The 22935-nt window shown below is 43.4% G+C and carries 24 protein-coding genes and 1 pseudogene; 12 read left to right on the top strand and 13 right to left on the bottom strand.

The genetic code is table 11. The features are described 5' to 3' along the window. Positions 1–103: 103 nt before the first annotated feature. The 3 genes from N2317_02130 to N2317_02140 all read left to right on the top strand — a co-directional run bounded on the left by N2317_02130 (position 104) and on the right by N2317_02140 (position 2489). A complete protein-coding gene (locus tag N2317_02130; GenBank protein ID MCX7816297.1) occupies positions 104–550 on the top strand; it encodes a YajD family HNH nuclease in 447 nt (148 codons plus the stop codon). 154 nt (positions 551–704) lie between these two features. Then, positions 705–1697 carry a hypothetical protein gene (locus tag N2317_02135; protein MCX7816298.1) on the top strand — a complete coding sequence of 331 codons (993 nt, stop codon included), beginning with the start codon at positions 705–707 and terminating at the stop codon, positions 1695–1697. A gap of 21 nt (positions 1698–1718) precedes the next feature. After that, on the top strand, positions 1719–2489 hold the full coding sequence (locus N2317_02140) for a ketoacid-CoA transferase (GenBank protein ID MCX7816299.1): 771 nt from the start codon (positions 1719–1721) through the stop codon (positions 2487–2489). 58 nt (positions 2490–2547) lie between these two features. On the opposite strand, the gene N2317_02145 is transcribed toward N2317_02140, so the two are convergent. Genes N2317_02145 through queD form a run of 4 tightly spaced genes read right to left on the bottom strand, consistent with a single transcriptional unit; the run spans position 2548 to position 5971 of the window. Continuing rightward, positions 2548–2763 carry a cytoplasmic protein gene (locus N2317_02145; GenBank protein ID MCX7816300.1) on the bottom strand — a complete coding sequence of 72 codons (216 nt, stop codon included), beginning with the start codon at positions 2761–2763 and terminating at the stop codon, positions 2548–2550. 6 nt (positions 2764–2769) lie between these two features. Beyond that, positions 2770–4836, bottom strand: coding sequence for an NAD(+) synthase (locus N2317_02150; protein ID MCX7816301.1), 2067 nt, complete (start codon positions 4834–4836; stop codon positions 2770–2772). Next, a complete protein-coding gene (gene folE2 / locus N2317_02155) occupies positions 4833–5606 on the bottom strand; it encodes a GTP cyclohydrolase FolE2 (GenBank protein ID MCX7816302.1) in 774 nt (257 codons plus the stop codon). Before folE2 ends, N2317_02150 begins: the two co-directional genes overlap by 4 nt. Then, positions 5603–5971 (bottom strand): 6-carboxytetrahydropterin synthase QueD, encoded by a 369-nt coding sequence (queD, locus tag N2317_02160; GenBank protein MCX7816303.1) that lies wholly within the window; start codon positions 5969–5971, stop codon positions 5603–5605. The genes folE2 and queD overlap by 4 nt, the downstream gene beginning before the upstream one ends. Before the next feature lie 223 nt (positions 5972–6194). Between queD and N2317_02165 the strand changes: the two are divergent. Continuing rightward, positions 6195–6302 (top strand): annotated as a pseudogene (locus N2317_02165) (prepilin-type N-terminal cleavage/methylation domain-containing protein). A gap of 292 nt (positions 6303–6594) precedes the next feature. Continuing rightward, positions 6595–8493: a tetratricopeptide repeat protein gene (locus tag N2317_02170; GenBank protein ID MCX7816304.1), complete on the top strand. Its 1899-nt coding sequence runs from the start codon at positions 6595–6597 to the stop codon at positions 8491–8493. Here the strand turns inward: N2317_02170 and N2317_02175 are convergent. Then, positions 8490–9665 carry a Xaa-Pro peptidase family protein gene (locus tag N2317_02175; GenBank protein ID MCX7816305.1) on the bottom strand — a complete coding sequence of 392 codons (1176 nt, stop codon included), beginning with the start codon at positions 9663–9665 and terminating at the stop codon, positions 8490–8492. The genes N2317_02170 and N2317_02175 overlap by 4 nt on opposite strands. Before the next feature lie 244 nt (positions 9666–9909). Here N2317_02175 and N2317_02180 point away from each other — a divergent pair, with 244 nt between their 5' ends. From N2317_02180 to N2317_02205, 6 genes are all read left to right on the top strand, one after another. Further along, positions 9910–10215, top strand: a complete 306-nt coding sequence (locus tag N2317_02180; GenBank protein ID MCX7816306.1) for a hypothetical protein — start codon at positions 9910–9912, stop codon at positions 10213–10215. 109 nt (positions 10216–10324) lie between these two features. Then, the gene (locus N2317_02185) at positions 10325–11845 is read left to right on the top strand and encodes an ATP-binding protein (GenBank protein ID MCX7816307.1); all 1521 of its coding nucleotides are present in this window, start codon (positions 10325–10327) and stop codon (positions 11843–11845) included. Between the two features lie 13 nt (positions 11846–11858). Then, complete coding sequence (locus N2317_02190; GenBank protein ID MCX7816308.1) at positions 11859–13223, top strand: sigma-54 dependent transcriptional regulator; 1365 nt, start codon at positions 11859–11861, stop codon at positions 13221–13223. Between the two features lie 87 nt (positions 13224–13310). Further along, positions 13311–13748 (top strand): Hsp20/alpha crystallin family protein, encoded by a 438-nt coding sequence (locus N2317_02195; GenBank protein MCX7816309.1) that lies wholly within the window; start codon positions 13311–13313, stop codon positions 13746–13748. A gap of 26 nt (positions 13749–13774) precedes the next feature. After that, positions 13775–14182: an Hsp20/alpha crystallin family protein gene (locus tag N2317_02200; protein ID MCX7816310.1), complete on the top strand. Its 408-nt coding sequence runs from the start codon at positions 13775–13777 to the stop codon at positions 14180–14182. Positions 14183–14202: 20 nt separating this feature from the next. Continuing rightward, positions 14203–14703 carry an Hsp20/alpha crystallin family protein gene (locus N2317_02205; protein MCX7816311.1) on the top strand — a complete coding sequence of 167 codons (501 nt, stop codon included), beginning with the start codon at positions 14203–14205 and terminating at the stop codon, positions 14701–14703. A gap of 285 nt (positions 14704–14988) precedes the next feature. On the opposite strand, the gene N2317_02210 is transcribed toward N2317_02205, so the two are convergent. The 3 genes from N2317_02210 to N2317_02220 are packed head-to-tail and all read right to left on the bottom strand — an operon-like array spanning position 14989 to position 17009. Continuing rightward, a complete protein-coding gene (locus N2317_02210; protein ID MCX7816312.1) occupies positions 14989–15552 on the bottom strand; it encodes a formylmethanofuran dehydrogenase subunit E family protein in 564 nt (187 codons plus the stop codon). Then, positions 15549–16082, bottom strand: coding sequence for a hydrolase (locus N2317_02215; GenBank protein MCX7816313.1), 534 nt, complete (start codon positions 16080–16082; stop codon positions 15549–15551). Before N2317_02215 ends, N2317_02210 begins: the two co-directional genes overlap by 4 nt. A gap of 12 nt (positions 16083–16094) precedes the next feature. Next, entirely contained in the window at positions 16095–17009 is a 915-nt protein-coding gene (locus tag N2317_02220; protein MCX7816314.1) for a hydroxymethylglutaryl-CoA lyase, read from the bottom strand. Positions 17010–17139: 130 nt separating this feature from the next. Between N2317_02220 and rpsT the strand changes: the two genes are divergently transcribed. Continuing rightward, positions 17140–17409, top strand: coding sequence for a 30S ribosomal protein S20 (gene rpsT / locus N2317_02225; protein ID MCX7816315.1), 270 nt, complete (start codon positions 17140–17142; stop codon positions 17407–17409). Positions 17410–17414: 5 nt separating this feature from the next. On the opposite strand, the gene N2317_02230 is transcribed toward rpsT, so the two are convergent. From N2317_02230 to ribE, 5 genes are all read right to left on the bottom strand, one after another. After that, complete coding sequence (locus N2317_02230; GenBank protein MCX7816316.1) at positions 17415–17909, bottom strand: penicillin-binding protein activator LpoB; 495 nt, start codon at positions 17907–17909, stop codon at positions 17415–17417. A 31-nt stretch (positions 17910–17940) separates the two neighbouring features. Continuing rightward, positions 17941–20523, bottom strand: coding sequence for a leucine--tRNA ligase (gene leuS, locus N2317_02235; GenBank protein ID MCX7816317.1), 2583 nt, complete (start codon positions 20521–20523; stop codon positions 17941–17943). A 143-nt stretch (positions 20524–20666) separates the two neighbouring features. Then, complete coding sequence (metK, locus tag N2317_02240; protein ID MCX7816318.1) at positions 20667–21845, bottom strand: methionine adenosyltransferase; 1179 nt, start codon at positions 21843–21845, stop codon at positions 20667–20669. Between the two features lie 180 nt (positions 21846–22025). Continuing rightward, positions 22026–22451, bottom strand: coding sequence for a transcription antitermination factor NusB (gene nusB / locus N2317_02245; GenBank protein ID MCX7816319.1), 426 nt, complete (start codon positions 22449–22451; stop codon positions 22026–22028). Positions 22452–22464: 13 nt separating this feature from the next. Next, a complete protein-coding gene (gene ribE, locus N2317_02250; protein ID MCX7816320.1) occupies positions 22465–22932 on the bottom strand; it encodes a 6,7-dimethyl-8-ribityllumazine synthase in 468 nt (155 codons plus the stop codon). Positions 22933–22935 lie beyond the last annotated feature (3 nt).

A 22935-nucleotide genomic window follows, 5' to 3' on the forward strand; every position in this document is an offset into this window, starting at 1 on the left:
TTTAACAAAGGGGATTCGTGTATTTTTTAAGGTTTTGGCGGCTTCCCGTCAGGTTAAGTAATTTTTTTTGAATCCACACGACGTTTGTGAAGTTATGGTAAAAATGACATTTTCTAAAAAGGGGCGTAAAGTTAGGTCATCAGTACAGGTAGATCGTAAGACTCAGAGCGAATCTTTGGAAGAGGTTTTACGACGACTACAAGAGGAAAGAAAGGCCTCTTTTGGTAACTATCGGGAGAGGTCGCTTGCTATTCACGGTCTTGTATGTGCTCGTTGCGGGAGATCGTTTTCGGAAAAGGATATTCATTTGCTTACCGTTCACCATAAGGATGGAAATCATTTCAACAATCCTGCAGACGGGAGCAACTGGGAGAATTTGTGTGTGTACTGTCATGAGAACATCCACAGTCGGGAGATTCTTGCAGATTATCTTGCTAAAGATAGTACCGGTCCTGAGTTTGGATTGGTTTACACTGAGGAGACAAAAGATAGTAGGCAAGGTGGAGGATTTGTTTCTCTCGGTGACGTTATAAAAAAGAAGAGGAGGTGAGTAATAAAGGGGAATCTTGGTGGTTTGTTGGTAGATAAAGAAATTTCCCTCTTGAAAAGGTTGAGAAATGTGTGTTAAAAACAGTCGAGCTTGAGATCTCAAGTAACACGTCTTACTTAAAAGTAAATTCAAATCTATGGAGGAGGGTTGATCAGTGGAAGTTTTAGAGCAAGGAATCGGAAAGATATTCACGGATCCCGATGCGGATAAGGCAAGGGAGTTTTTCCGCAAGAAGAATCGAAAATTAGAAAGCAAATTGATGACTGTAAAAGAGGCGGTGGAGAAATTTGTTCACGATGGAGATTATCTTGTATTAGGTGGTTTTGGGGCAAATAGGATTCCCACAGCTGTTGCTCATGAAATTGTCCGTCAGGGGAAGAAAAATCTCGCCTTTGCGGGGCATACTTCAACGCATGATTTTCAGATTTTGTGCGCAGGAGAGTGTTTCAACAAGGTTGATGTGGCGTACATAGTGGGACTTGAAGCGCGTGGACTTTCTCCCAATGCGAGACGTTACATGGAGAGCGGAAAGGTAGAAGTGAGTGAATGGACTAACTATGCGTTGTCTGTGAGGTTCAAAGCTGCAGCTGCTGGTGTATCTTTCTACCCCGCTCGTAATATGCTTGGGACAGATACGTTTAAGTATAGTGGGGCAAAAGTTATAAGTTGTCCATTTACGGGAACGAAGTACGTGGCACTACCAGCGATTTACCCGGATGTGGCGGCCATTCATGTCCATGAGGCGGATATTTATGGAAACTGCCGTGTAAGAGGTATAACCGTATCCGATTTTGATGTGGCACGCGCAGCGAAGAGGCTGATAATTACCTGTGAACGATTGATACCTCATGATGAAATTAGAAATAATCCCAGTTTAACTGTGATCCCCTACTGGTGTGTTGATGCAGTTTGTGAAGTGCCTTTTGGTAGTTATCCAGGAAATATGTACGGTGAATACTTCTCTGATGAAGAACATCTGCGTGAATGGCTGAAAGCAGAGGAAGATCCAGACGAGTTCAAGAGGTTTCTCGATAAAAACATATACAGTTGCAAAGACCATATTGAGTATGTGGAGAAGAACGGTGGCATTCGTAAAATGCAGATGCTCCGTCAGAAAGAGTTTATGTTTATCGGTGCTAGGGCTTAAGGAAAGGAGGAGGTAATTCAAATGGCAAATTACAATACAATGGAACTTATGATTTGCACCGCTGCAAGGGAACTTGAAGACGGTGCTTCTGTTGGGGTTGGTACAGGTGCGCCATGTGCCGCTGCCATGTTGGCCCAGAAGCTGCATTCCCCAAATCTTGTCATAGTATTCGAGGCGGGAGGAGCTGTACCTCAGATTCCCGAAATGCCCATTTCGGTTGGCGATTCTAGGACAACCTGGAAGGCGGTTATGGCCAGTGGTATGTGTGAAATAATGGAAACCGCCTGCAGGGGTATGCTTGACTATACATTCCTTGGTGGTGCCCAGATAGATATGTACGGCAACCTAAATTCCACACGAATTGGGCCTGATCACCAGAAACCGAAAGTACGCTTCCCTGGTAGTGGGGGGGCAAATGATTTTGCTTCCTTCTGTTGGCGTATGATCGTCATGACACCACAGGATCCTCGTCGATTTACTGAGAAAGTTCAATTCATAACCACGCCTGGTTGGTTGCAGGGCGGTGATTCTCGTGCGAGGTCGGGACTTCCCCTTGGAGCGGGACCTTACAAGATTATCACCAACATGGCGGTGATGGATTTTGAGCCCGAATCTAAGCGTATGAGAATCATTGCTATCAATCCGGGATATTCAGAGAAAGATGTTCAGGATAATTGTGGTTTTGAATTACTCAGAGCTCCGAAGATCGTTGAGAACCCACCGCCGACGGAAGAGGAGCTTGTGATTCTCAGGGAACAGGTTGATCCATACCGTTACGTTATAGGAAGATAGGATAGGAAAAACATCGTAAAGAAAAGCCGGTATTTACTAAAGAATGCCGGCTTTTCTTTTAAGGGATTATCAAATGTATGTTCTCGGCAGATTTTACGATTTTATCACCAACTGATGTACCACAAAATACACAAGTATAATCGTATTTTTCGCCATCTGGTAGGATCAAAAGTAACCGTTTCCTTACTGGCACGGCGCGGCGACATCTAGGACAGAAGAGTTCTAGTGCTTCAAAATCGCGGTACTGTTCTTTTCTGTCTCCTATCCTTATCATGTTCTCTTATTCCTCGTCGGGTATTAGTTTGGCGTTTTCAAGCCACACCGTGGCTTCACTGTCACTCGGTGCTCTGTAGTCTCCTCTAGGAGAAAGTGATCCCCCTGAACCAACCTTAGGACCATTGGGCATACAGGAGCGTTTAAACTGGGTCGTTTTGAAGAATCGATAGAGATATACGTTGAGCCAACGTTTTATTTCTCCTATAGTGTAAGCTTTGCGCTTGCTTTGAGGAATATCGGGCCATTCTCCTTTATTCACATCGTGCCACGCGTTATAAGCCAGAAAGGCAACTTTAGTGGGCAAATAACCGTACCGTGTGATGTAGAAATTGTTGAAATCCTGAAGCTCAAAAGGTCCTAATACCTCTTCTGTTTTCTGAGCCGGTTGGTCTTTGTCTTCGCCCGGGATGAGCTCCGGACTTATTTCGGTGTCGAGTATTTCTCTCAATATTTGCGACACCTCGGGTGAGAAAATTTCCCTTTCCGCTACCCATCTTATAAGGTGTTGTATGAGGGTTTTTGGTACACTAGAATTGACGTTATAGTGGGACATATGATCACCCACGCCGTAAGTGCACCAGCCTAGGGCAAGTTCACTCAAGTCTCCTGTACCTACCACCAATGCTCCGTGCATATTGGCCAAGCGGAATAGATAGGAAGTTCTTTCTCCGGCCTGAACATTTTCGAAGGTTATATCGTAGACCTTTTGCCCGAAAGCGAATGGATGACCGATATTTTTTAGCATTAGTAGAGAACTGTCCCGTATATCCAGTTCGTTAATCTCCACTCCGAGAGCTTTCATGAGTCTCTTTGCATTGGTGTACGTTTTTTCCGAAGTCGCAAAGCCTGGCATAGTATAAGCTTTAACATTGGTTCGTGGTAAGCCAAGGAGATCCATAGTTCTCGCTGCTACAATTAGTGCGTGTGTTGAGTCGAGTCCACCGGATACGCCTATAACAACCTTCTCTATTCCTGTAGCTTCCAGTCGTTTCGCGAGACCATTAACCTGGATGTTGTATGCTTCGAAGCACCTTTGATCCCTTTTCTTTGGGTCGGCAGGGATATAGGGAAATCTTGACACCTCACGATCGAGGAGCAGCTTTTCACCCCGGCCAACTGTGGGAACTTTTACTTCAAAAGTAATCTTTCTAAAAAGTTCTAATTCTTTTTTGAAAGTTCTGCTGCATTGATTGAAGGTGTTCATACGCATGCGATCCTGACTTAAACGATCGAGATCGATGTCAGCGTATATGATCTGGGGTTCTCTAAGAAACCTTTGTGTTTCAGCAAGCAAATTGCCATTCTCGTATATCATGGCATGTCCGTCCCACGCGAGATCCGTAGTGGATTCTCCTGGCCCTGAAGCCGCATATAGATAAGCTGCTAGACATCTTGCAGATTGGTTACCTGCCAGACTTTGTCTGTACTCGGATTTTCCAATTGTGACATTAGATGCGGAGAGGTTAGCGATGACTGTTGCGCCTGCCATTGCTGCGAAACTTGAAGGGGGAATTGGGACCCAGAGATCTTCGCATATCTCTATAAAAAAGCAGAAATTCCTTATGTTCGAAACTTGGAATAGTAGATTTGCACCAAAGGGAATGTCATCTATGCCAGCGAGGCGCACCTTTTTTGATAAGGCTTCTTCGGCGGGGCAGAACTGTCTTCTTTCGTAGAACTCTCTGTAGTTTGGGAGGTAGGATTTTACAGCCACACCTAGAATTGCACCCTGGTGTATGACCGCACCACAATTGAAGAGTTTGTTTTCTACCTGAAGTGGCAAACCAACGATGATAATTATGTTCATCTTCACTGACGCCTTTTTCACGCGTTCTATACCTTCTAAGGCGGCACTTATGAGAGCTTCCTGATGGAATAGATCCTCGTTAGAGTACGCTGTTAAGCCTAATTCGGGGAATAAAACGAGTATGGCCTTATTTTTTTCCGCTTCCTCGGCGAGTTCTATGGTCTTCTCAGTGTTAAAATAAACGTCGGAAACACGAACTTCAGGAACGCAGACTGCCACTCTTATGAAGCCGTGGCTGTAAAGGTTGAAGAATGTTTCTGTCATGGTAGTTTTTTCTCCACATAAGCATAGGCGCTATGGTTGTGAATGCTCTCAAAATTCTCTGCTTCCACGCTGTACCACGTGAAATTTTCTATTTCGTTGAGCCGAAGGGCTACGTTTCGTACCACGTCTTCTACAAACATAGGGTTGGCGTAACTTTTTTCTGTGATGTATTTTTCGTCTGGACGTTTCAGAAGTGTATAAACTTCACCGCTTGCAGACTCTTCGACGATCTTTATCAGGTCCTCGATCCAGAAAAATTTTCTGAAACGTACCTTCACGGTCACCATACTCCGTTGGTTGTGGGCTCCTACTTTACTTATCTCCTTGGAACAGGGACACACGGTTGTTACGGGAACCGTTACTCCTACGATAAAATCCAGAGAATTTCCGTTGATTTCCCCACTGAAAGAACACTGGTACTCCATTAGACTCCTCGCACCAGAGATCGGCGCACTCTTTTCGACAAAATATGGAAATGTAATTTCCATGAAGGAAGACTCTGCGTGCAGTTTTTCTTTGATTTTTGTGAGAATTAAGTGAAAAGTTTTCAGGTTTATCTGTCCTCGGAATTCGTTTAGTACTTCTACAAAACGGCTCATGTGGGTTCCTTTGAAGTGGTGGGGTAGATTCACATACATGTTTATAGTAGCGTTCACATATTGCGTGCCCGCTTTTTTATCGAGGACAAGTATGGGATACTTGATACCTTTTACTCCCACTTTTGTAATATCAATGCGGCGATGGTCCTTCTGATTCTGTATGTCCATCATGGCTCTTTGTAAGTTGCTCTGGCGTTATCCGATTCCCAGACGGTTACCTCCTTGAGTTTCACACCTGGTATTTTGATGCGTGAAAGTAACTCTTTGTATATGTAGGCAGCGATGTTTTCTGCTGAGGGGTTTATCCCTCTGAAAGCGGAGGTTTCGTTGAGATAAGAGTGATCCAGTGTCTCCAGTATTTCGGATACCCATCTTTTTAAATCCCGAAAATCAACCAGAATTCCTTTTTCATCTAATGCGGGTCCAGATACAGTTATTTCCACATGGTAGTTATGTCCATGGAGGTTTTCACACCTACCACCCATTTCCAGGCTGTGTGCGGCGGAGAAACATTCTCGGATGGAAATTTCGTACATATCACGTCTTCTCCCAATTTTTTTAAGTCTAATTAAAGATGACAAATATTGCAATCCTTTTGAAAAATCGATTTAAAATAACCAGTTTGTCTGCTTATGGTAAAAAAAATTTGAATGAAGCGGTTTAATGTGGTATTTGATTAGCGCAAAAAAGGGGGTGATGCGGGGAATTTGACCTATAAGAAGTGTGTGTCTTTGCTAAAAAAAATGAAGGAGGTTGAATATGAAGGTGTTCAGAAGAAAAAGAGGTGAGAAGGGTTTCACTCTTATTGAGTTGATGATAGTCATTGCGATTATTGGAATACTTGCTGCAATCGCCATTCCGCAGTTCATGGCGTACAGAACAAGGGGTTACGAGGCGGCTGCTCGGGCGGATGTGAAGAATGCTTTCACAGCTGCACAGGCATTTTTCTCTGATAACCCGGGTGGTACCGCTACTCTTGATGCTCTTAAGAGTTATGGCTTCAATACAACGGCAAATGTAGTTACGACTGTGGTTAATGGGACGCAAGCTGCCTTACAAATTACTGCCTCTCACACTGGTGGAGGTCGTGCCTTTACGGTGGATAGTACAGGGGCAATTACACCATAAAGAAATGGTTTTTGTTAAGAGGAGTAAAGGGGTGAATACATCACCCCTTTATTTTGTTTCTAATGTGGGTAGTGAAATTAGAAGAGCTATAATTTGTTCGTTATTATTATCTTTCGCGGTTCTTTGCATTTATTTTCAGGTTCAAGATTTCAAGTTCGTATATTACGATGATGATGTTTACACAACGGGTAAACTCCATATTATGAAGGGTGTTACCTGGGAAGGTGTAAGATGGGCTATAACCGCGACAGAGGCGGGATTTTGGCATCCTTTAACGTGGTTGTCCCTGATGCTGGATATGGAACTTTTCGGATTAAACACGGGGGCCTTCCACTGGACGAATGTGGTGATTCACCTTGCTTCTAGTATCATCTTTTTCTTATTTCTAAAGGCCGCAACGGATGATGTAAAGAAAAGCTTCCTCGTAGCCATTCTCTTTGCCGTTCACCCACTTCATGTGGAGTCCGTTGCCTGGGTTGCCCAAAGGAAGGATGTGCTTTCGACGCTTTTTGGTTTTGCTAGCCTCCTTGCATATGTACGTTACGCGAGGTTGTTACATTGGGGATGGTATATAGGAACTTTTCTGTTCTTCATTTTGGCGTTAATGGCGAAACCGATGGTGGTCACCTTCCCGGTAGTAATGCTGCTTTTAGATCTATGGCCCCTCAGACGTTTTCCAGAAACGCCGATTAAACGACTATTTTTTGAAAAGATCCCCTTTTTTGTTGCATCGTTTGCTGCCTCTTTGCTTGTGATATATACGGAGAAGAAAGTTGGGGCCATTACGCCTCTGGAAGACTTGGGTTTGCTGAAACGTATAGCAAATGCTTTGGTATCTTATGTGAAGTACGTCGTACTCACCATTTTCCCTAATAACCTTACCTTTCATTACCCTTACCCAGACTACATCCCTGCATGGCAGGTTGTAGGAGCTTTGTTTTTCTTGTTGGGTGTTACGATTTTTGTTTTATCTTGCCGGGAGAAGTATCCATATCTCGCTGTGGGTTGGTTTTGGTATTTAATAACTCTGTTTCCTGTGTGTGGGATTATTCAAATAGGACCCCATGCAATTGCGGATCGTTACAGTTACGTGACAATAAATGGTTTATTCCTTATGTGTGTATGGGGGATAGAGGACTGTGCAAGAACAAAACTTAAGCAAATGATAATAAATGGTTTTTGGGTTGCTGTTATCGTTGCTTTTTCAATAGCCGCGTGGTTTCAAACGGGATACTGGCGCAATACTGAAACACTTATGGAGAGGGCTTTGAGGGTGACTGATCGCAACTTTATAGCGATGAACAATTTGGGGGCTTATTATATTGATAGCGGTAATCCTTTTAGCGCTTTACCCGTTCTCTGTGAGGCGCTGAAGATTAAACCCCAGTTGGGTATAATACATTTCAATTTGGGCAGGGCTAACTATTATGCGGGGAATTTTGATGGCGCCCTTGAATCTTTTCATAAAGCTTTTGATCTTTCCTATAGAAGAGATGAAAGTCTATGGTGGATCGCCAGGGTATACGGTAAATTGGGTGAGTGGAAGAAAGCGTCGGAGATTTACGAGAGAGTACTTGCTTATAAGATAGATGATTGTTCGCTTCGCTTTGAGTATGCTTGGGCGTTGAAAGAAAGCAAGGAAGTAGAAGGTGCTAAGAAGGAACTTTTTTTTATTTTAAAAAGAGAACCACATAACGTTCAAGCAGCAATTTCACTCATAGATATCTTTATGGATGAGGAAGATTTTGACAGGGGCATCAGTTTGGGGGAAGAAATGATAGGAGAGGGATACGTTGATGAGCAGTTATTCAGGAAACTATCTCAGGTATGTGCAAGAAAGGGATTTTACGGCATGAGTGTATGGTATGCATCGATGGCTGAGAAAATGGCAGAGATGGGATCTCCTGAGAAGCTCAGTTCGCGCCACTAGACTTCGCAGAGAACTCTGGGTGAAAGTGTAATGATTTCATTCTCATGATTTTTGACGAGAATCATATCTTCAAGTTTTACTGCCCCGACACTTTCATCCATCATGTGTAAATCCAGTGCGATGACTGCACCCTCTCCAATTTCAGAATGGTCATGCTCAGCAAGAATGGGAGGTTCGTTTAACTCTAGTCCTACCCCATGTCCTACGAGGTGCGCTTTTTTCCCTCCTTCAAGGGACTGAAATTCTTTTTCTTTACCCACCTGGGCGGCCTTTTGTACTGCGAGTCTGTATACCGCATTCGCTTTTATACCTGGTTTTATATTGTCTATGAGATAATCTGCAATCTCTCTCAATGCATTAAAGAGCTCGTGGATTTTGGTTTTTGCTTTTCCAAGGACGTAGGTTCTTGCTTGGTCCGCATGATAACCCTCAACCAGAGTTGGAATGTCCACAATAACCACATCACCTTTTGATACTTTTCTTTTTGATGGTCCTGCGGGAACAGCGGGGCTAAGTCCAACACCTGAAATCGTCTGCACAACACCACTTGTACGAAAGAGGTTTTCACCCGAGGCAAGTGGTCCCCTGCTCATGAAAAAGTCTGGTTGTCTGATAAAAAATATTCCTTCATGCCCAGCAAGGCGGTGAGCGTATTCGATAGCCGCAGCCAGCTCCAGTTCTGTAATACCCTCTTTTAACGTATTAAGTATGGCTCCATGTCCTGCATTAACGGCGATACAGGCCCTTTTTATTGCCTCTATTTCTTGCACATCTTTTTTCTTCCTCTGATCCATGATGAGTGGGGAAATGTTTACACAATTAACATTAGGTATGGTATTTTTAATTGTCAGCCAATCTTTTGCAGTAATTATATCCATTTCCAGCCCTAAAGAGGTTTTCTCAGTTAACCTTTTGGACTGAATCATAGACAAAAGGAATTTTAGTTTTTTTTCCTCTCTAACTTTGTCCAGAGGTATGAAGACTTCTTCCTTTGCAAAGGGTAATCCATGGCGGACATAAAGGGCATACTCGTTAGGTGTAACGAGTAACCATGATGGTTGTGAAGTACCGGTTAAATAGAATACATTTCGTGAATACCCCACGATGGCAAATTCTATTCCGTTATCTTCAAGGGCTCTCTGAAATTTTTTTATTCTCTCTCTTTTCTCCATCCCGAACAAATTTTTATAACAATTTTTCGATTGATTCAATTCGAATAATAACGGTAACTTAGTATTACACCGTATAGATGGGTTCGCACTGCGAAAATGCTTTCGCATAGCCAGTCTGTTTTTTTGTTGGTTGCTCGTCTAAATATTCAGTGATTTCAATTAATTTTGATGTTTAAATAAGCTTAGATATGGCACGGTTTATGGATAGGATGTTTAATAGTTTGGCAAAAGGAGGGTGTGAAGTATGAATTCTGGTATTTATGGGTCTGGATTTGGTGTAGAGGTACCTTACGAGTTTGGAGGAATGGAGTATATAATAGATTATTTGAGCTTAGAAAATCATCCCTTGAGCTTGGAGTCAGGGGAGAAATTAGACGTAGAGTTTTTTTACTACGATCTGACCAATCTATTGGAAGGGGATACGGATATCACGGTAGATTTTGATTATTCTGTGCATAGAAGTGCTAGCGAATATCACACTAATGAGGATATACAATTTACTGTGGTTCCACCTGTTTACGAAAGCGCTGTCTGTTTCCGCTATGTTTAGACTTAGGAGATGATCTGTTCGGAGGAGTGGCTCCCTCTTTTCTGTTGTTACTTTTTTAAAAGTACGGTCTTATTCTTGACTTAAGGGGAAGGCATTCTATAATGCTTGTGTGGAAACATTCGTCCTGGCTGTATTAAGTTTTGCTCTTGCCGTTAAGGTCCTTATCACGAGGAAACTTAGCGGCACCATGATCTCCTTTGCCATTCTTTGTTTTTCCATTTCTTTTTTCAAAATCAACTATTTTCTGTACGGCATTTCTCAACACAAGCTTTGGTTTAACCTTTATCTTCTGGGGCTTTTTTCGATCGTACCATCATTTCTCCTATTTGTGTGGTACGTCACAGGATACGGAAGTATTTTGTCAAGAAGGATGTTAATCTTTACCGCATTGCTGGGTCTGATTGCGTTATCTGCTGCTTTTATTAAATCCCCATGGTTTCCGGGACACTGGTATGTGTACTTTTATGTTTTTACCGTGCTCTGTGCGGGTAATATAGATATGTACTACGTTTTAGCACGAAAGAGGGATGGAGTTGAGAAAGCTCGTTTATTTTATGTATCTTTATTCGTCTCAGCAGCACTGCTAGTAAGCCTACTTGACTTGATTTTCCTGTTGGGAGTTGCCTGGCCACCTATTTCCAATTTCATCGTAGCTGCATTGCTTTACCTTATTTTCTCTGTCATCACCCATCCTCAACTTCTGGAGTTAAAGGAACTTATGGCACGTGCGCTTGTTACAGCTGTTCTAACGTTAACAGTTATGACTACATTCTTCTGTGTTGTTTACCTTTTGGACAAGGTGGGTTCATCTTACCTCACCGGTGTTATGCTTGCGTCATTCCTTATCGTTATCATAATCGATCCCGCACGGTATTTTTTTAAAAAACTTCTGACGATGCTTTTTCCAGAAAGCAAGGATGTATTTGATTTTGTTTATTCCTTTGACAGTCGGCTGGAACAGGAGAAGAGTTTGTTGCTTGAAGAGATGGCCCCTGTTCTTGCCCATGAAATACGAAATCCACTGGGTTCCATTAAAGCCGCTGCTCAGTATCTGCGATCGGAATCGGAGAAGGAGGAAGATCAGAGATTGCTGGATGTTATAATAGAAGAGGTAAATAGACTTAACAATGTGGTGACCCAGTTTCTCTACTTTGCTAAGCCCTATACTTTGAATCTTAAGGTTCAGGATGTGAATACCGTAGTAGAAAAGGCTGTTTCTATTATACGCGCAAGTCCCCTTGCACAGGGAGTAGTAATTGAAGAGGATCTTCGCGATGGTATTCCCCAGATATCTGTAGATGCGGAACAGCTAATAAGGGTGATCTTGAATATTGCGTTCAATGCTCTGGAGGCTATGGGTGGGAAGGGGAGGTTGACAATACGGACGAGAAGGATTAACACAAATGAAGGAGTTTCCGTAGGTATATCTATAAGGGATACGGGGCCTGGAATTCCAAAGGAGCATATAAAGAATATTTTCAAACCTTTTTTTACTACCAAAGAACGAGGAGTGGGTCTTGGTCTCGCGATATGCATGAGGATTGTCAAAGGTCACGGCGGGCATATAAGAGTGAAATCGATTCCAGGTCAGGGCAGTATCTTTTACATTCGTTTAAATGCACAGCGATAAGGGGGATATACGGATGAGTCATCTTCTCGTTGTAGATGATGACAGGAGCATGCGCCTGGTGTTAAGTACCATGCTGAGGAAAGAGGGCTATGAGGTGACATCTGCGGTCGATGGCATGGAGGCGCTTGAGGTGCTCCGTAAGAAGGATATCGACGTTGTCATCACCGATCTGAAAATGCCCCGTCTAGATGGAATGGGTCTTCTTGAGAGGATCCGTTATGAATACCCGGAGATTCCCGTCATATTAATTACAGCCTATGGGACGGTAGCAACAGCAGTGGATGCCATCAAAAAGGGGGCTTTTGACTATATAACAAAGCCTTTTGAGCAAGATGATCTGAAGAATATTGTATCCAAGGCTGTAAGGACTAGGAATCTCAATCGAGAAGAGGTGATACTTAACCCTGATGATCTCAACCGTTTCGGTATGGTGGGTTCCAGTCCGGAGATGCTTGCCATTTTTGAGACGATCAGGAGGGTGGCTCCCACCACAACGACAGTTCTTATAACAGGAGAGACGGGCACGGGGAAGGAATTAACGGCGAATGCCATACATGCGAATAGTCCCAGGAGGAACAATCCATTCATCAAGATAAACTGTGCGGCGATTCCTGAGAATTTAATGGAGAGCGAACTATTTGGGTACGAGAAGGGGGCTTTTACCGGAGCTGTGGTGAATAAGCCGGGGAGAGTGGAACTTGCTCATAAGGGTACGCTTTTTCTCGATGAGGTGGGTGAATTGCCCCGAGAGATGCAGGTTAAGCTACTGAGAGTAATTCAGGAGCAGTCCTTTGAGCGGGTCGGTGGATTGCGCACCATACATGTTGATGTGAGAATCATCGCTGCTACTAACCGCAATCTTTTCCAGGAAGTAAAGGAGGGAAGATTCAGAGAGGATCTCTTTTACAGGTTGAATGTGATGCACATCCATATGCCAGCACTAAGGGAGAGAAGAAGCGATATCCCTGCGCTTGTGGATTTTTTTATAGAAAAATTCAACAAGAAGCTCGAAAGAAATGTTACGGGTGTCGATGAAGAAGTAATGAACCTATTTATGAATTATCGCTGGCCGGGCAACATACGACAGATGGAGAATGTTCTTGAGCGGATGATACTTATGTGCCGGGGACATGTGCTGAGGTTGGAAGATGTTCCTCAAGAGATTAGGTTGGCAGTTGATGATGAACACCGCATACCCGATGTGCAGAGTGGTCAGTTTAAAGAAGTCATCCGTGAGCAGATCAGCGAGGTGGAAAAACAGTTGATCATCCGCTGTCTAGAGGAATGTGGTGGTAATATAACAAAGGCTGCACGTCAGCTCGGACTTAGCCGTAAAGGATTGCAGCTAAAGATGATCAAGTACAATCTTCGTAAGTGAACCCCACCTTGACAATCAAAAAATAAGAACTAAATTAGTGGCGAAAAAAGAAGAAAAGTTGAATACTTAGATAGGGAGGTGGAATCAATGTTGGAATCTACGCTCTGGAGGTTTGGTAGATTTATGGATCCGTTTGCGGAGATGATGCGTTTGCGAGAACAAATGAACAGGATATTTTCCAGTTTTATCTATGGAACAGAAGCGGCGTTTCCGCCCGTTAACATGTGGTTGGGGGAAGATAAGGTGATTGTCACAGCAGAAGTGCCCGGTTTAGAGCCGGAAAACATAGAAGTTACCGTGTTAGGTGACTCGCTTACTATCGCTGGTGGCCGCGAGGAGGAGATCCAGAGGGAAGTGAGCTACCGCCGGAAAGAACGTAATAGCAAGCGTTTTGCTAGAACTTTTAAGTTGCCTTTTAGGGTTGACAGCGATGGTATTGAAGCCCGTTTGGAAAGAGGAGTTCTTGTGGTCACCCTTCCAAGAGATAAGGCTGATATGCCGCGCAAGATAAATATCCGGGGCTAAATTAATTATGAAAGGGGGTATTGATTATGGAGCGGGAAGCTCAGGTTGTAAAAGAGCAAGAGTTTCGCACGCCTGAAGAAGGTGCTCGTACAAGGAATAAAAGGGTATTTATCCCAAGGGTAGATATTTATGAGAGCAAAGATAGTATTGTGCTCTTAGCTGATATGCCTGGTGTTGATGTGGATGACGTGGATGTTACTTTAGAAAAGAATACTCTCACGATCCGGGGCAGCGTGAAACCCATGTCCTTTGAAGGATTGGATTTGGTATATTCGGAATATGATGCGGGAGATTATCAAAGGTCGTTTAGTGTGCCAGAGGATGTTGATCGGGAGAGAATTGAGGCTACGGTAAAGAACGGTGTTCTGAGACTTGTGCTTCCTAAGAGTGAAGCAGCAAAAGCTAAAAAAATAGCCATAAAGGTTGAAAACTAAGCGAAGGAGGTGAAGTAACTATGTTCGGCAAATCACTGCTACCTTCCATTTTCGGAAACAGAGGAGTTACCATCAGAAGGGAAGAAGAACATCCCTTCTATAGATTACAGAGAGAGTTGAACCGCTTGTTCGATGATTTCTTCCGAGGATTTGGGTCAGTTACACCATTTGAAGGGGAGTTTGGACGTTTTGTCCCTTCAATTGATGTAAGAGAGGATGAGAAGGAGTTTGTTGTTCAGGCAGAATTACCGGGCATGGATGAAAACGATGTAGAGGTGCTCCTTACGGATGATACCCTGACCATTAGAGGAGAAAAGAAAGAGGAAAAAGAGGATAGGAAGAAAGGGTATTATCATGCGGAGCGCACCTACGGTGCATTTTCGAGGACCATCCCTCTGCCTGAAGGTGTGGATACTAAAAAAGCCGAGGCTACTTTCAAAAAGGGCGTGTTGAGTATCACGCTCCCGAAGACTGATGAGGCCCGCTCACGGGTGAAGAAGATAACTATAAAGTCAGAATGAGAATGTAAGTGGCAAAAAGTAGCCCCCATCTCCTGGGCAGATGGGGGTTTTGCTCTATTATAAATCTTTCTCACCGTTTAAGCGTTTTATCCAATCTATCATGTACGCGAGAGTATGAGGATTGCGTCATTTTGCTTCAACGACTCGCCTTCATGATACCTGGTTTATTTGACGAAATCGTGAAAATGTTTAAAAAGGTAATCAGTGATCAAGATTGAGCTCCAAGTTGTTGGTCTGGATAGACATTAGCTTTAGGCAGAAAAGGGGTTATAGAGCCCTATTAATTCATTCGTAGGGAGAATTTCCCTGACAAGCTCGACATTGGGCACCGTCTTTTGCGGGATATGCTTCTCTACAGGAAGGGCAAATAGAAAAAATATCACTGAAATGTTCAGTGCGGTACTCTTTTTTTAGCGAAACGGGATGCAATCCGAGTATGGAGGCGCCTGCAGTGACTAGCTCTTGGATAAGAGATTCTGGTATTTTGATTTTTTCCCTCTTTCCTGTGTACCAGTTGTAGATTTCCGGCCAGTTGGAAATTTTGGAAGTGTCGATGAATACTCGGATACCTTCACCTTTTTTCCTATCGTAAAACGTGACGGCGAGTCGCCCAAGATCAATTATTTTCATCATACCATTTCCGATTGTGCAGTGTGTTAGAATCTGAATGGCATCCGGAAGGTAATAAGGGGTTTCACATATTACGTAGTAAGGCTCAGAACCGTAGAAATTTTCCAGTGCTAGCCTTACCATGAAACAACCGAGTATCAACTCCGGTGTCAGATGTCCGTGGAAGGATCTAACAATTTTCAAGTATTCTTCAAATGAGAAACCGTTCAGTTCTTTCATTTTATTATCTGAAAGATGTCTTTCGCCCGCGGATCATCAGCGGTTTTTAGAAGTTCAAAGAGGACCATTTCCGTGCTACTGATCATGGCGCCGGCGGAGACCATTCTCTGAATTCCTACCTCTCTGTTTAGAGGGGATCTGGAAGCTACAGCATCAGCTACCAGGTGAACCTCGTATCCTATCTTCAGAAGATCCAATGCTGTTTGGTAAACACAAACGTGCGCCTCGATACCACAAAGTATAACCTGTTTACGGTTATTTGCATGTATGATTTTCATGAAATTGCTATCGCCGCAGCAACTGAATGTACTTTTTACAATAGGCTTTACATCCGGCATTAGGTCTGTTAATTCGGGGACTGTAGCACCGATCTTAATCTGTTCTGTACAGATGATAGGTACATTCAGTATTCTTATCCCGTTGATTAGTTTTTTGACATTTGTTAGAAGGGAATCCCGATTGTGCATTGCAAGAAAAAGGTTCCCCTGGATGTCAATGATAAGAAGCAAGCAGTTTTCTCTTTCCAGCATGGTTTAAATACCTCAAGATAAAGATTTTGGAAGCCCTGCGTGATAAACGGCACTTGTTGTTATGATTCCAGGAATTGATTCCTGCAAATAGTGTGTCACTTTTAAGAGCGCATTCAGGTCGATGTCCGTTGCACAGCCCATACTGTTGAACATGAAAACGATATCCTCAGTGGCTATGTTTCCTGTCGCACCTGGAGCAAAAGGGCATCCTCCCAGTCCTCCAAGGGCGGCATCGAATCGTCTTATACCCATTTCATAGGCTTTGAGTGCATTGGCAAGTCCCAATCCCCGGGTGTTGTGAAGGTGAAGTGCAAATTCAATTGTCGGGAAGAGCTCAAAACAGAGGGATAGTATTTCCTCCACCAGCGCAGGATGGGCATAACCAACAGTGTCACACAGTGTTATTTTCCTTATACCAAGAGATACAGTTTTTTCGATGTATTTTACAATTTCATCGTTGGGTATGTATCCTTCAAAGGGACAACCGAAAACGGTTGCCAGAGCCACTGTTATATCCACGCTCTTTTCTGTGGCGAACTCTTCTTTGATTACTTTAAGCTCTCTAAGGGATTCATCTCTACTCTGGTTAACATTGTTCTGGTTGTGGGATTCGCTTAAGGAGTAAAAGAAAACTAGTTCTTTAATACCTTTTGAAACTGCTGTTACTGCCCCTTTCACGTTTGGAACGAGAACGTTTAATTTAGTGTCACCTAAATCTTTAAGGTTTTCGATTACTTCCTCCATATCACTGAACTGCGGTATAGCCCTCGGGCTTACAAAAGCGCCCACTTGAATTTCCTTTATGCCGCAGGTAGCGAGCTGTTTTATTAGAGAGATTTTTGTGGCTGTGGGAACAAAAAAATTGAGATTCTGAAGGCCGTCCCTTGGACCCACCTCTATGATTGTAATTTCACTCCTAGTAATCATCGCGTGTTCTTTTATAAAAGATGTTCGTTATTTTCAAGCAGTATTCTGATAAATTTCCCCTTGACATCGTTTGAATATTTAGGTACCCAGTACAACCTCGAAAACTACACGCATCAATTTGGAGGTTCCGTTGGCGAAGCATAAATCAGCGATAAAAAGGGCAAGACAGAACGAGCGTAGAAGGCAGCGCAATGCTGCGGTAAAATCAAGCATCAAAACGGCTATGAAAAAGGTGTTGAACGCTGTGTCGCTGTCAAATAAGGAGGAAGCCAGGAGGCTACTTCAGGAAGCTATTCCGAAGATTAGCAGGGCAGGAACGAAAGGATATATACACAAACGGAATGCGGCAAGGAAAATTTCAAAGCTGACGAAAAAGGTTAATGCTCTGTTTCAAACGTAATGTATTTAAAACCCGAAAGTCATCAGTTGATACGCCCTTTCTGCTATGTCAGTAGCAAGTTTGGAAATTGATTTCGATCGTGCAATTTCCCTTTCAGATAGGGTAACTGCGAAATAGTCCGCCGTTCCCTGAAAGGCAGGATTGGACCATATGATTTCTCCTTTAGATCTGTCTTTGAGTTTAACATCGAGGGTGAGATGAAGACGTTCTTCCAGTGCATAGTTTGAGGTTGATTGAGAAAGAGTTGATGACTTCAGATCGACAATTTTTATTTCTAGAACAGCATCTGCCTCTTCTGGACAGGCAACAACCTGAAAAATTCCTCCTTTTATGAGCCATTCGATAAATGCTGATTTTATGGTGTTTTCTATGTATGCTTCGTTCGTTTTATTTACGACAGGTTCTACGTAAATTTTCCGTATGTGTGGAGCTCTGTGAACAGACGCTTCCTTTACACTGTGATATCCGCATGCGCTGAATAGTATAGCCGAAATCACCATAATTAGACTCATAACGGAACTTTTTTCTTTACTAAGCATCTTTGACCACGATATTGATCAATTTTTTGGGTACGTAGAATTCTTTCACAATCGTTTTGCCGGCTGTGAATTTCTGAACCCTTTCGTCAGCCAGAGCTAAGGACTTGATGGTGTTCTCTTCTTCGTCTGCGGGAACTGTTATGCGACTTCTCACTTTACCGTTAACTTGGACCACTATTGTAATCTCTTCTTCAGTGGCAACTGCTGGATCGTATTCTGGCCAGGGGGTGTTGCACAGCATCTCTCTCATACCGAGATGACTCCAGAGTTCTTCGGCGAAATGAGGAACAATGGGGGATAGGAGTTTAAGCAGGGTTTCAATGGTTTCCCTTATTACACTTAGGCCTAAACTATCTGATGGTTTAGGTGTCGCATATAGTGCGTTTACTAGTTCCATAATAGCGCTTATTGCTGTGTTGAAGTGGTACCTATCCTCAATATCCCTCGTGACTTTTCTCACCGTCTGGTGGGTTTTTTTTCTGAGCGCTTTTATCTCACCTTCAATGGCTTCTGGACTGGAACAGGTTGGAATGTTCTTTATTTCATCCAAGTAATCAACAATGATTCTCCATGCACGATTGAGAAAACGAAAGATCCCTTCCACCCCCTGATCGTTCCACTCTAGATCTTTTTCGGGCGGGGCGGCGAAAAGACAGAACATCCTCACAGTATCTGCGCCGTACTTTTCCACGAGATAATCTGGATCTACCACATTCTTCAAAGATTTGGACATTTTTTCAACTTTTCCTATTACAACTGGCAATTGACAATGTTTGCATTTACCGTTTTCCACTTCGTACGGGTACAGATATCCATGAGTCGGGCACTTGGTGCTCTCTTTGCAAACCATGCCTTGTGTAAGTAAATTTATAAAAGGTTCGTCAAATCCTAGAATCCCGAAATCTCTCAGCACCTTTGTATAAAATCTGGAGTACAGTAGGTGTAATATGGCATGTTCAATTCCCCCTATGTACTGATCTACAGGCATCCAGTAATCCAGTTTTTCACGGTCCAGACCAGGTTTTTTGTCGTAATTGGCACAGCAGAACCGGTTAAAGTACCATGAAGACTCCACAAAGGTATCCATGGTGTCAGTTTCCCTCTTTGCGGGACCTCTGCAGTTTGGACATGAGGTGTTCAGAAAAGCTTCGTTTTTTGCCAGGGGTGATCCCCCCTCACCTGTAAACTCCACGTCTTTTGGAAGAATAACGGGTAAGTCCTCTTCAGGGACGGTAACGATACCACACTTGTCGCAGTATACTACGGGTATAGGTGCTCCCCAGTAGCGCTGTCTTGAAATACCCCAATCACGCAGACGGTACTGGACCGTTCTTTTACCCAGACCCATTTTTTCCAGATAGTCAGCAATTTTGTCCATCGCATCTCTATTTTCAAGGCCGTTGAAAGGTCCAGAATTTACGAGAACCCCGTCTCCCTCGTACGCTCTTTCCATTGTTTGTATGTTTAGGGCTTTTTGGTGAGGTTGTATAACGATGATGATGGGGAGATTGTATTTCCTGGCAAATTCGAAGTCCCTCTGATCGTGAGCAGGAACGGCCATGACGCACCCTGTGCCGTAGTCTGCGAGAACGAAGTTGGCGGCATAAATAGGCATTTTACGTTTGGTTACTGGATTTAAGCAATAAGTACCGAGGAAGATACCTTCTTTTTCATAGAAATCGGAGGTTCTTAGAATTTTATCCTGCTTTTTGATCTTATCAACCCATTCTCGAACCTCTATTTCACGGTCCTTTCCCTTAACAAGTTCCATGACCAATGGGTGTTCCGCCGCGATCAACATAAAAGTCGCACCGAAAATTGTATCCTGTCGAGTAGTAAACACTTTAATTTCTCCATTTCCATCGGCCATAGGGAATGTAATTTCGCATCCGTAACTTCTCCCAATCCAATTCTTTTGCATGGTGAGCACACGCTCCGGCCAGCCTTTTAGTTTGTCGCAATAGTCCAGCAGTTCTTCTACATAGGCGGTTATGCGGAAAAACCATTGTTCTAGTTCACGGATAGTAACTTCACTTGAACATCTCCAGCACAAACCACCTTCAACTTGCTCATTTGCAAGTACCGTTTGACACTGGGGACACCAGTTGACAAAAGAGGATTTTTTGTACGCTAGACCTTTTTCATACATCCACAGGAAGAATAGCTGTTCCCAACGGTAGTACTCAGGTTCGCATGTGGAAATCTCTCTTTCCCAGTCATAGCTAAATCCTAAACGTTTGAGTTGTTGCCTCATGGTGGTTATATTTTCGTTGGTCCAGATGGCCGGATGAATCCCATGGGCAATAGCAGCATTTTCAGCGGGCATTCCAAAAGCATCCCATCCCATGGGATGTAACACGTTAAACCCTTTCATTTTTTTGTAACGGGCAATTACATCACCGATTGTGTAGTTGCGCACATGCCCCATATGGATTTTACCTGAGGGATAAGGGAACATCTCGAGAAGGTAGTACTTAGGTTTTGAAGTGTCCTCTTCAACGTGAAAGGTTTTGTTCTCCTCCCATATTTTTTGCCATTTCACTTCAATTTCTTGAGGATTATAACGGAGGTTCATGGTTGCCTCCCTGAAAGAGATTTTATTTTGACATCCGTAGCATATATGCAGGCGTAATTCAATATATACAACTAATCGTGTTGTTGAAATTTCCTCAGTGATTTTGTTTATGCGAGGTCGTAATGGGTTGAGAGCTTAGAGCATCAAACACCCGCTGCCTTTCTAAGAATCTCAACCATGTCTGTTCTTTCCCATGGATAATCATCGAGGAAGAAGGTGACTGGGATTCTTCTGTAGATATCTCCGTTGAGGAGATCAAAACGCTCAATCATCGCTCCGGGACGGAGATCAAATAGTTCAGATACAATTTTGTCAAGCTGGCGATCAGGGATTATTCCTGTTCCAAATGTGTTTACGTATATTGAGAATGGTCTAGCTATACCTATGGCGTAAGACAATTGTACTGAACACTTTTGTGCCAATCCTGCAGCAACAATGTTTTTTGCCACGTAGCGAGCTCCGAATGCAGCAGAGCAATCCACCTTCTCCGGCGACTTGTTAACCACTGAACCACCGCCAACCTGTGCTCCTGGATATCCTCCGTAAAAATAGACAACCAACTTGCGGCCTGTTACACCTGAGTCGGCAGCGCTACATGAGTTTACCGCCTGCCACTCACCGGTGGGATTGAACAAAAATTCTGTTTTTTTATCCACCCATTCCTTAAGGCATGTGAAGGCAATTTTTTTAGCTTTTTCTTTCACCTTCTCTTTATTTCCCTTTACAAATCTGTAATCTACAGCATTGGAAACAAGCACTTTGACTAACCTTTTTGGCTTTCCTGTTTTATCGTCGTATTCAACCGAAACCTGCCCTTTACCGTCGGGTGCAAAAACAGGATCACCACACCTTTCAAAAGCTCTCATAAGTCGGCTAACCAACACGTATGGTAATGGCAATAACTCCGGCGTTTCGTCACAGGCGAAACCATACATTATGCCTTGGTCGCCTGCCCCCACCTCTCTTTCTACGTTGTGCTCCATGCTAGTACCCAGGTTTATATCGGGGGATTGGGGTATAATTGCATTTAACACCCCCATTACATTGCCGTCGAGCCCCACGGCTGAGCTGTTGTAACCTATTTTTAGAACCGTTTCTCTAGCAATCCGCTCAACCTCCACATTTACCCTAGTTCTTACTTCACCACCAACTAGGCATAATCCTTTCCCGAGGAATACCTCGAGACCACAATGAGGCATGTTTTGCAAAGACAACCCCAATTGCTTTTCTTTGTCGAGGATATCAGCAATGATATGGGCAGCTATCATATCAGCGACGATGTCAGGATGACCAATCTTTACGCTTTCTGCTGTAATTTGCATTTTTTAATCCTCCTCAGGGGTAAATAAAAAACCCGCACCAAAGCACGGGTTTAAACTGTGTATTTTAGCTTGGTGCTTTAGCACATTTATATAGCGGAGCAAGTTACCCTTAAATCACCGCTGTGTGAGCACATTACCACATGGAGGAAGTATGTCAAGGAAAATTAGCCAGAGTGGATTCTATTTTTCCATCTTGCTGTATATCGCATCAAGTATACCGTTTATAAAGGCTCCCGAGTTTTCCGTCCCGTAAAGTTTTCCGAGGTCAATAGCTTCATTTATGGTTACTTTAGGTGGAATGTCATTACAGTAGAGCAACTCGTATACTGCCATTCGGAGTATACATCTATCTACTACCGCCATGCGACTTATTGTCCAATGTTCTGAATAGTTGCCTATAATGGAATCTATTTCGTCACGATGTTCCCATACGCCCTGGACGAGTCTGAGGGAAAAATCACGGATGTCCTTCCCATCACTGATATCCTCTGGAATCCCATATATTTGGAAATAGAGTTCGAAGGCCTCTTCTACATCTCTGTTGTAGATATCCAAACTGTAAAGGATCTGGAGGGCAATTTCCCTCGACCTTCTCCTGCGGTGCATCGAAGTTGTGCATTTAAATCTTTCTGAAAAGATCTACCATTTCGATTGCCGTTATGGCGGCATCCCAGCCTTTATTGCCCGATTTTGTACCCGCTCTTTCGATGGCCTGCTCAATGGTATCCGTTGTTAAAACACCGAAAGCTATTGGTATCTCTGTTTCCAGGGTTACGTTGGCTATTCCTTTTGAAACCTCAGCCGCTATGTATTCGAAGTGCGGCGTAGCACCACGGATTATGGCTCCGAGACAAATGATTGCATCAAAACGTCCACTTTTTGCTAACTTTTTTGCAACGAGTGGGAGTTCAAAGGCTCCTGGGACCTTAACAATATAGAGGTCTTTCTCCTCTGCTCCTGCTCTTGTAAGGGCGTCGATCGCTCCTTCGATGAGGCGCCCGCTGATAAATTCGTTGAAGCGACTCGCCACAATGGCGAATTTCATTCCTTTAGCAACGATTTTCCCTTCCACAGTTTTTACAGGCATGTT

The sequence above is a fragment of the Syntrophales bacterium genome (assembly GCA_026417625.1).
Taxonomy (GTDB): Bacteria; Desulfobacterota; Syntrophia; order Syntrophales; family UBA8958; genus JAOACW01.

What these genes read in the sequence shown, in the direction of transcription:
- N2317_02130 (MCX7816297.1), top strand. Translation starts at nt 104, where the DNA reads ATGACATTTTCTAAAAAGGGGCGTAAAGTTAGGTCATCAGTACAGGTA.
- N2317_02140 (MCX7816299.1), top strand. Translation starts at nt 1,719, where the DNA reads ATGGCAAATTACAATACAATGGAACTTATGATTTGCACCGCTGCAAGG.
- N2317_02145 (MCX7816300.1), bottom strand. Translation starts at nt 2,763, where the DNA reads ATGATAAGGATAGGAGACAGAAAAGAACAGTACCGCGATTTTGAAGCA.
- N2317_02150 (MCX7816301.1), bottom strand. Translation starts at nt 4,836, where the DNA reads ATGACAGAAACATTCTTCAACCTTTACAGCCACGGCTTCATAAGAGTG.
- folE2 (MCX7816302.1), bottom strand. Translation starts at nt 5,606, where the DNA reads ATGATGGACATACAGAATCAGAAGGACCATCGCCGCATTGATATTACA.
- queD (MCX7816303.1), bottom strand. Translation starts at nt 5,971, where the DNA reads ATGTACGAAATTTCCATCCGAGAATGTTTCTCCGCCGCACACAGCCTG.
- N2317_02175 (MCX7816305.1), bottom strand. Translation starts at nt 9,665, where the DNA reads ATGGAGAAAAGAGAGAGAATAAAAAAATTTCAGAGAGCCCTTGAAGAT.
- N2317_02180 (MCX7816306.1), top strand. Translation starts at nt 9,910, where the DNA reads ATGAATTCTGGTATTTATGGGTCTGGATTTGGTGTAGAGGTACCTTAC.
- N2317_02190 (MCX7816308.1), top strand. Translation starts at nt 11,859, where the DNA reads ATGAGTCATCTTCTCGTTGTAGATGATGACAGGAGCATGCGCCTGGTG.
- N2317_02195 (MCX7816309.1), top strand. Translation starts at nt 13,311, where the DNA reads ATGTTGGAATCTACGCTCTGGAGGTTTGGTAGATTTATGGATCCGTTT.
- N2317_02200 (MCX7816310.1), top strand. Translation starts at nt 13,775, where the DNA reads ATGGAGCGGGAAGCTCAGGTTGTAAAAGAGCAAGAGTTTCGCACGCCT.
- N2317_02205 (MCX7816311.1), top strand. Translation starts at nt 14,203, where the DNA reads ATGTTCGGCAAATCACTGCTACCTTCCATTTTCGGAAACAGAGGAGTT.
- N2317_02210 (MCX7816312.1), bottom strand. Translation starts at nt 15,552, where the DNA reads ATGAAAGAACTGAACGGTTTCTCATTTGAAGAATACTTGAAAATTGTT.
- N2317_02215 (MCX7816313.1), bottom strand. Translation starts at nt 16,082, where the DNA reads ATGCTGGAAAGAGAAAACTGCTTGCTTCTTATCATTGACATCCAGGGG.
- N2317_02220 (MCX7816314.1), bottom strand. Translation starts at nt 17,009, where the DNA reads ATGATTACTAGGAGTGAAATTACAATCATAGAGGTGGGTCCAAGGGAC.
- N2317_02230 (MCX7816316.1), bottom strand. Translation starts at nt 17,909, where the DNA reads ATGGTGATTTCGGCTATACTATTCAGCGCATGCGGATATCACAGTGTA.
- leuS (MCX7816317.1), bottom strand. Translation starts at nt 20,523, where the DNA reads ATGAACCTCCGTTATAATCCTCAAGAAATTGAAGTGAAATGGCAAAAA.
- metK (MCX7816318.1), bottom strand. Translation starts at nt 21,845, where the DNA reads ATGCAAATTACAGCAGAAAGCGTAAAGATTGGTCATCCTGACATCGTC.
- nusB (MCX7816319.1), bottom strand. Translation starts at nt 22,451, where the DNA reads ATGCACCGCAGGAGAAGGTCGAGGGAAATTGCCCTCCAGATCCTTTAC.
- ribE (MCX7816320.1), bottom strand. Translation starts at nt 22,932, where the DNA reads ATGCCTGTAAAAACTGTGGAAGGGAAAATCGTTGCTAAAGGAATGAAA.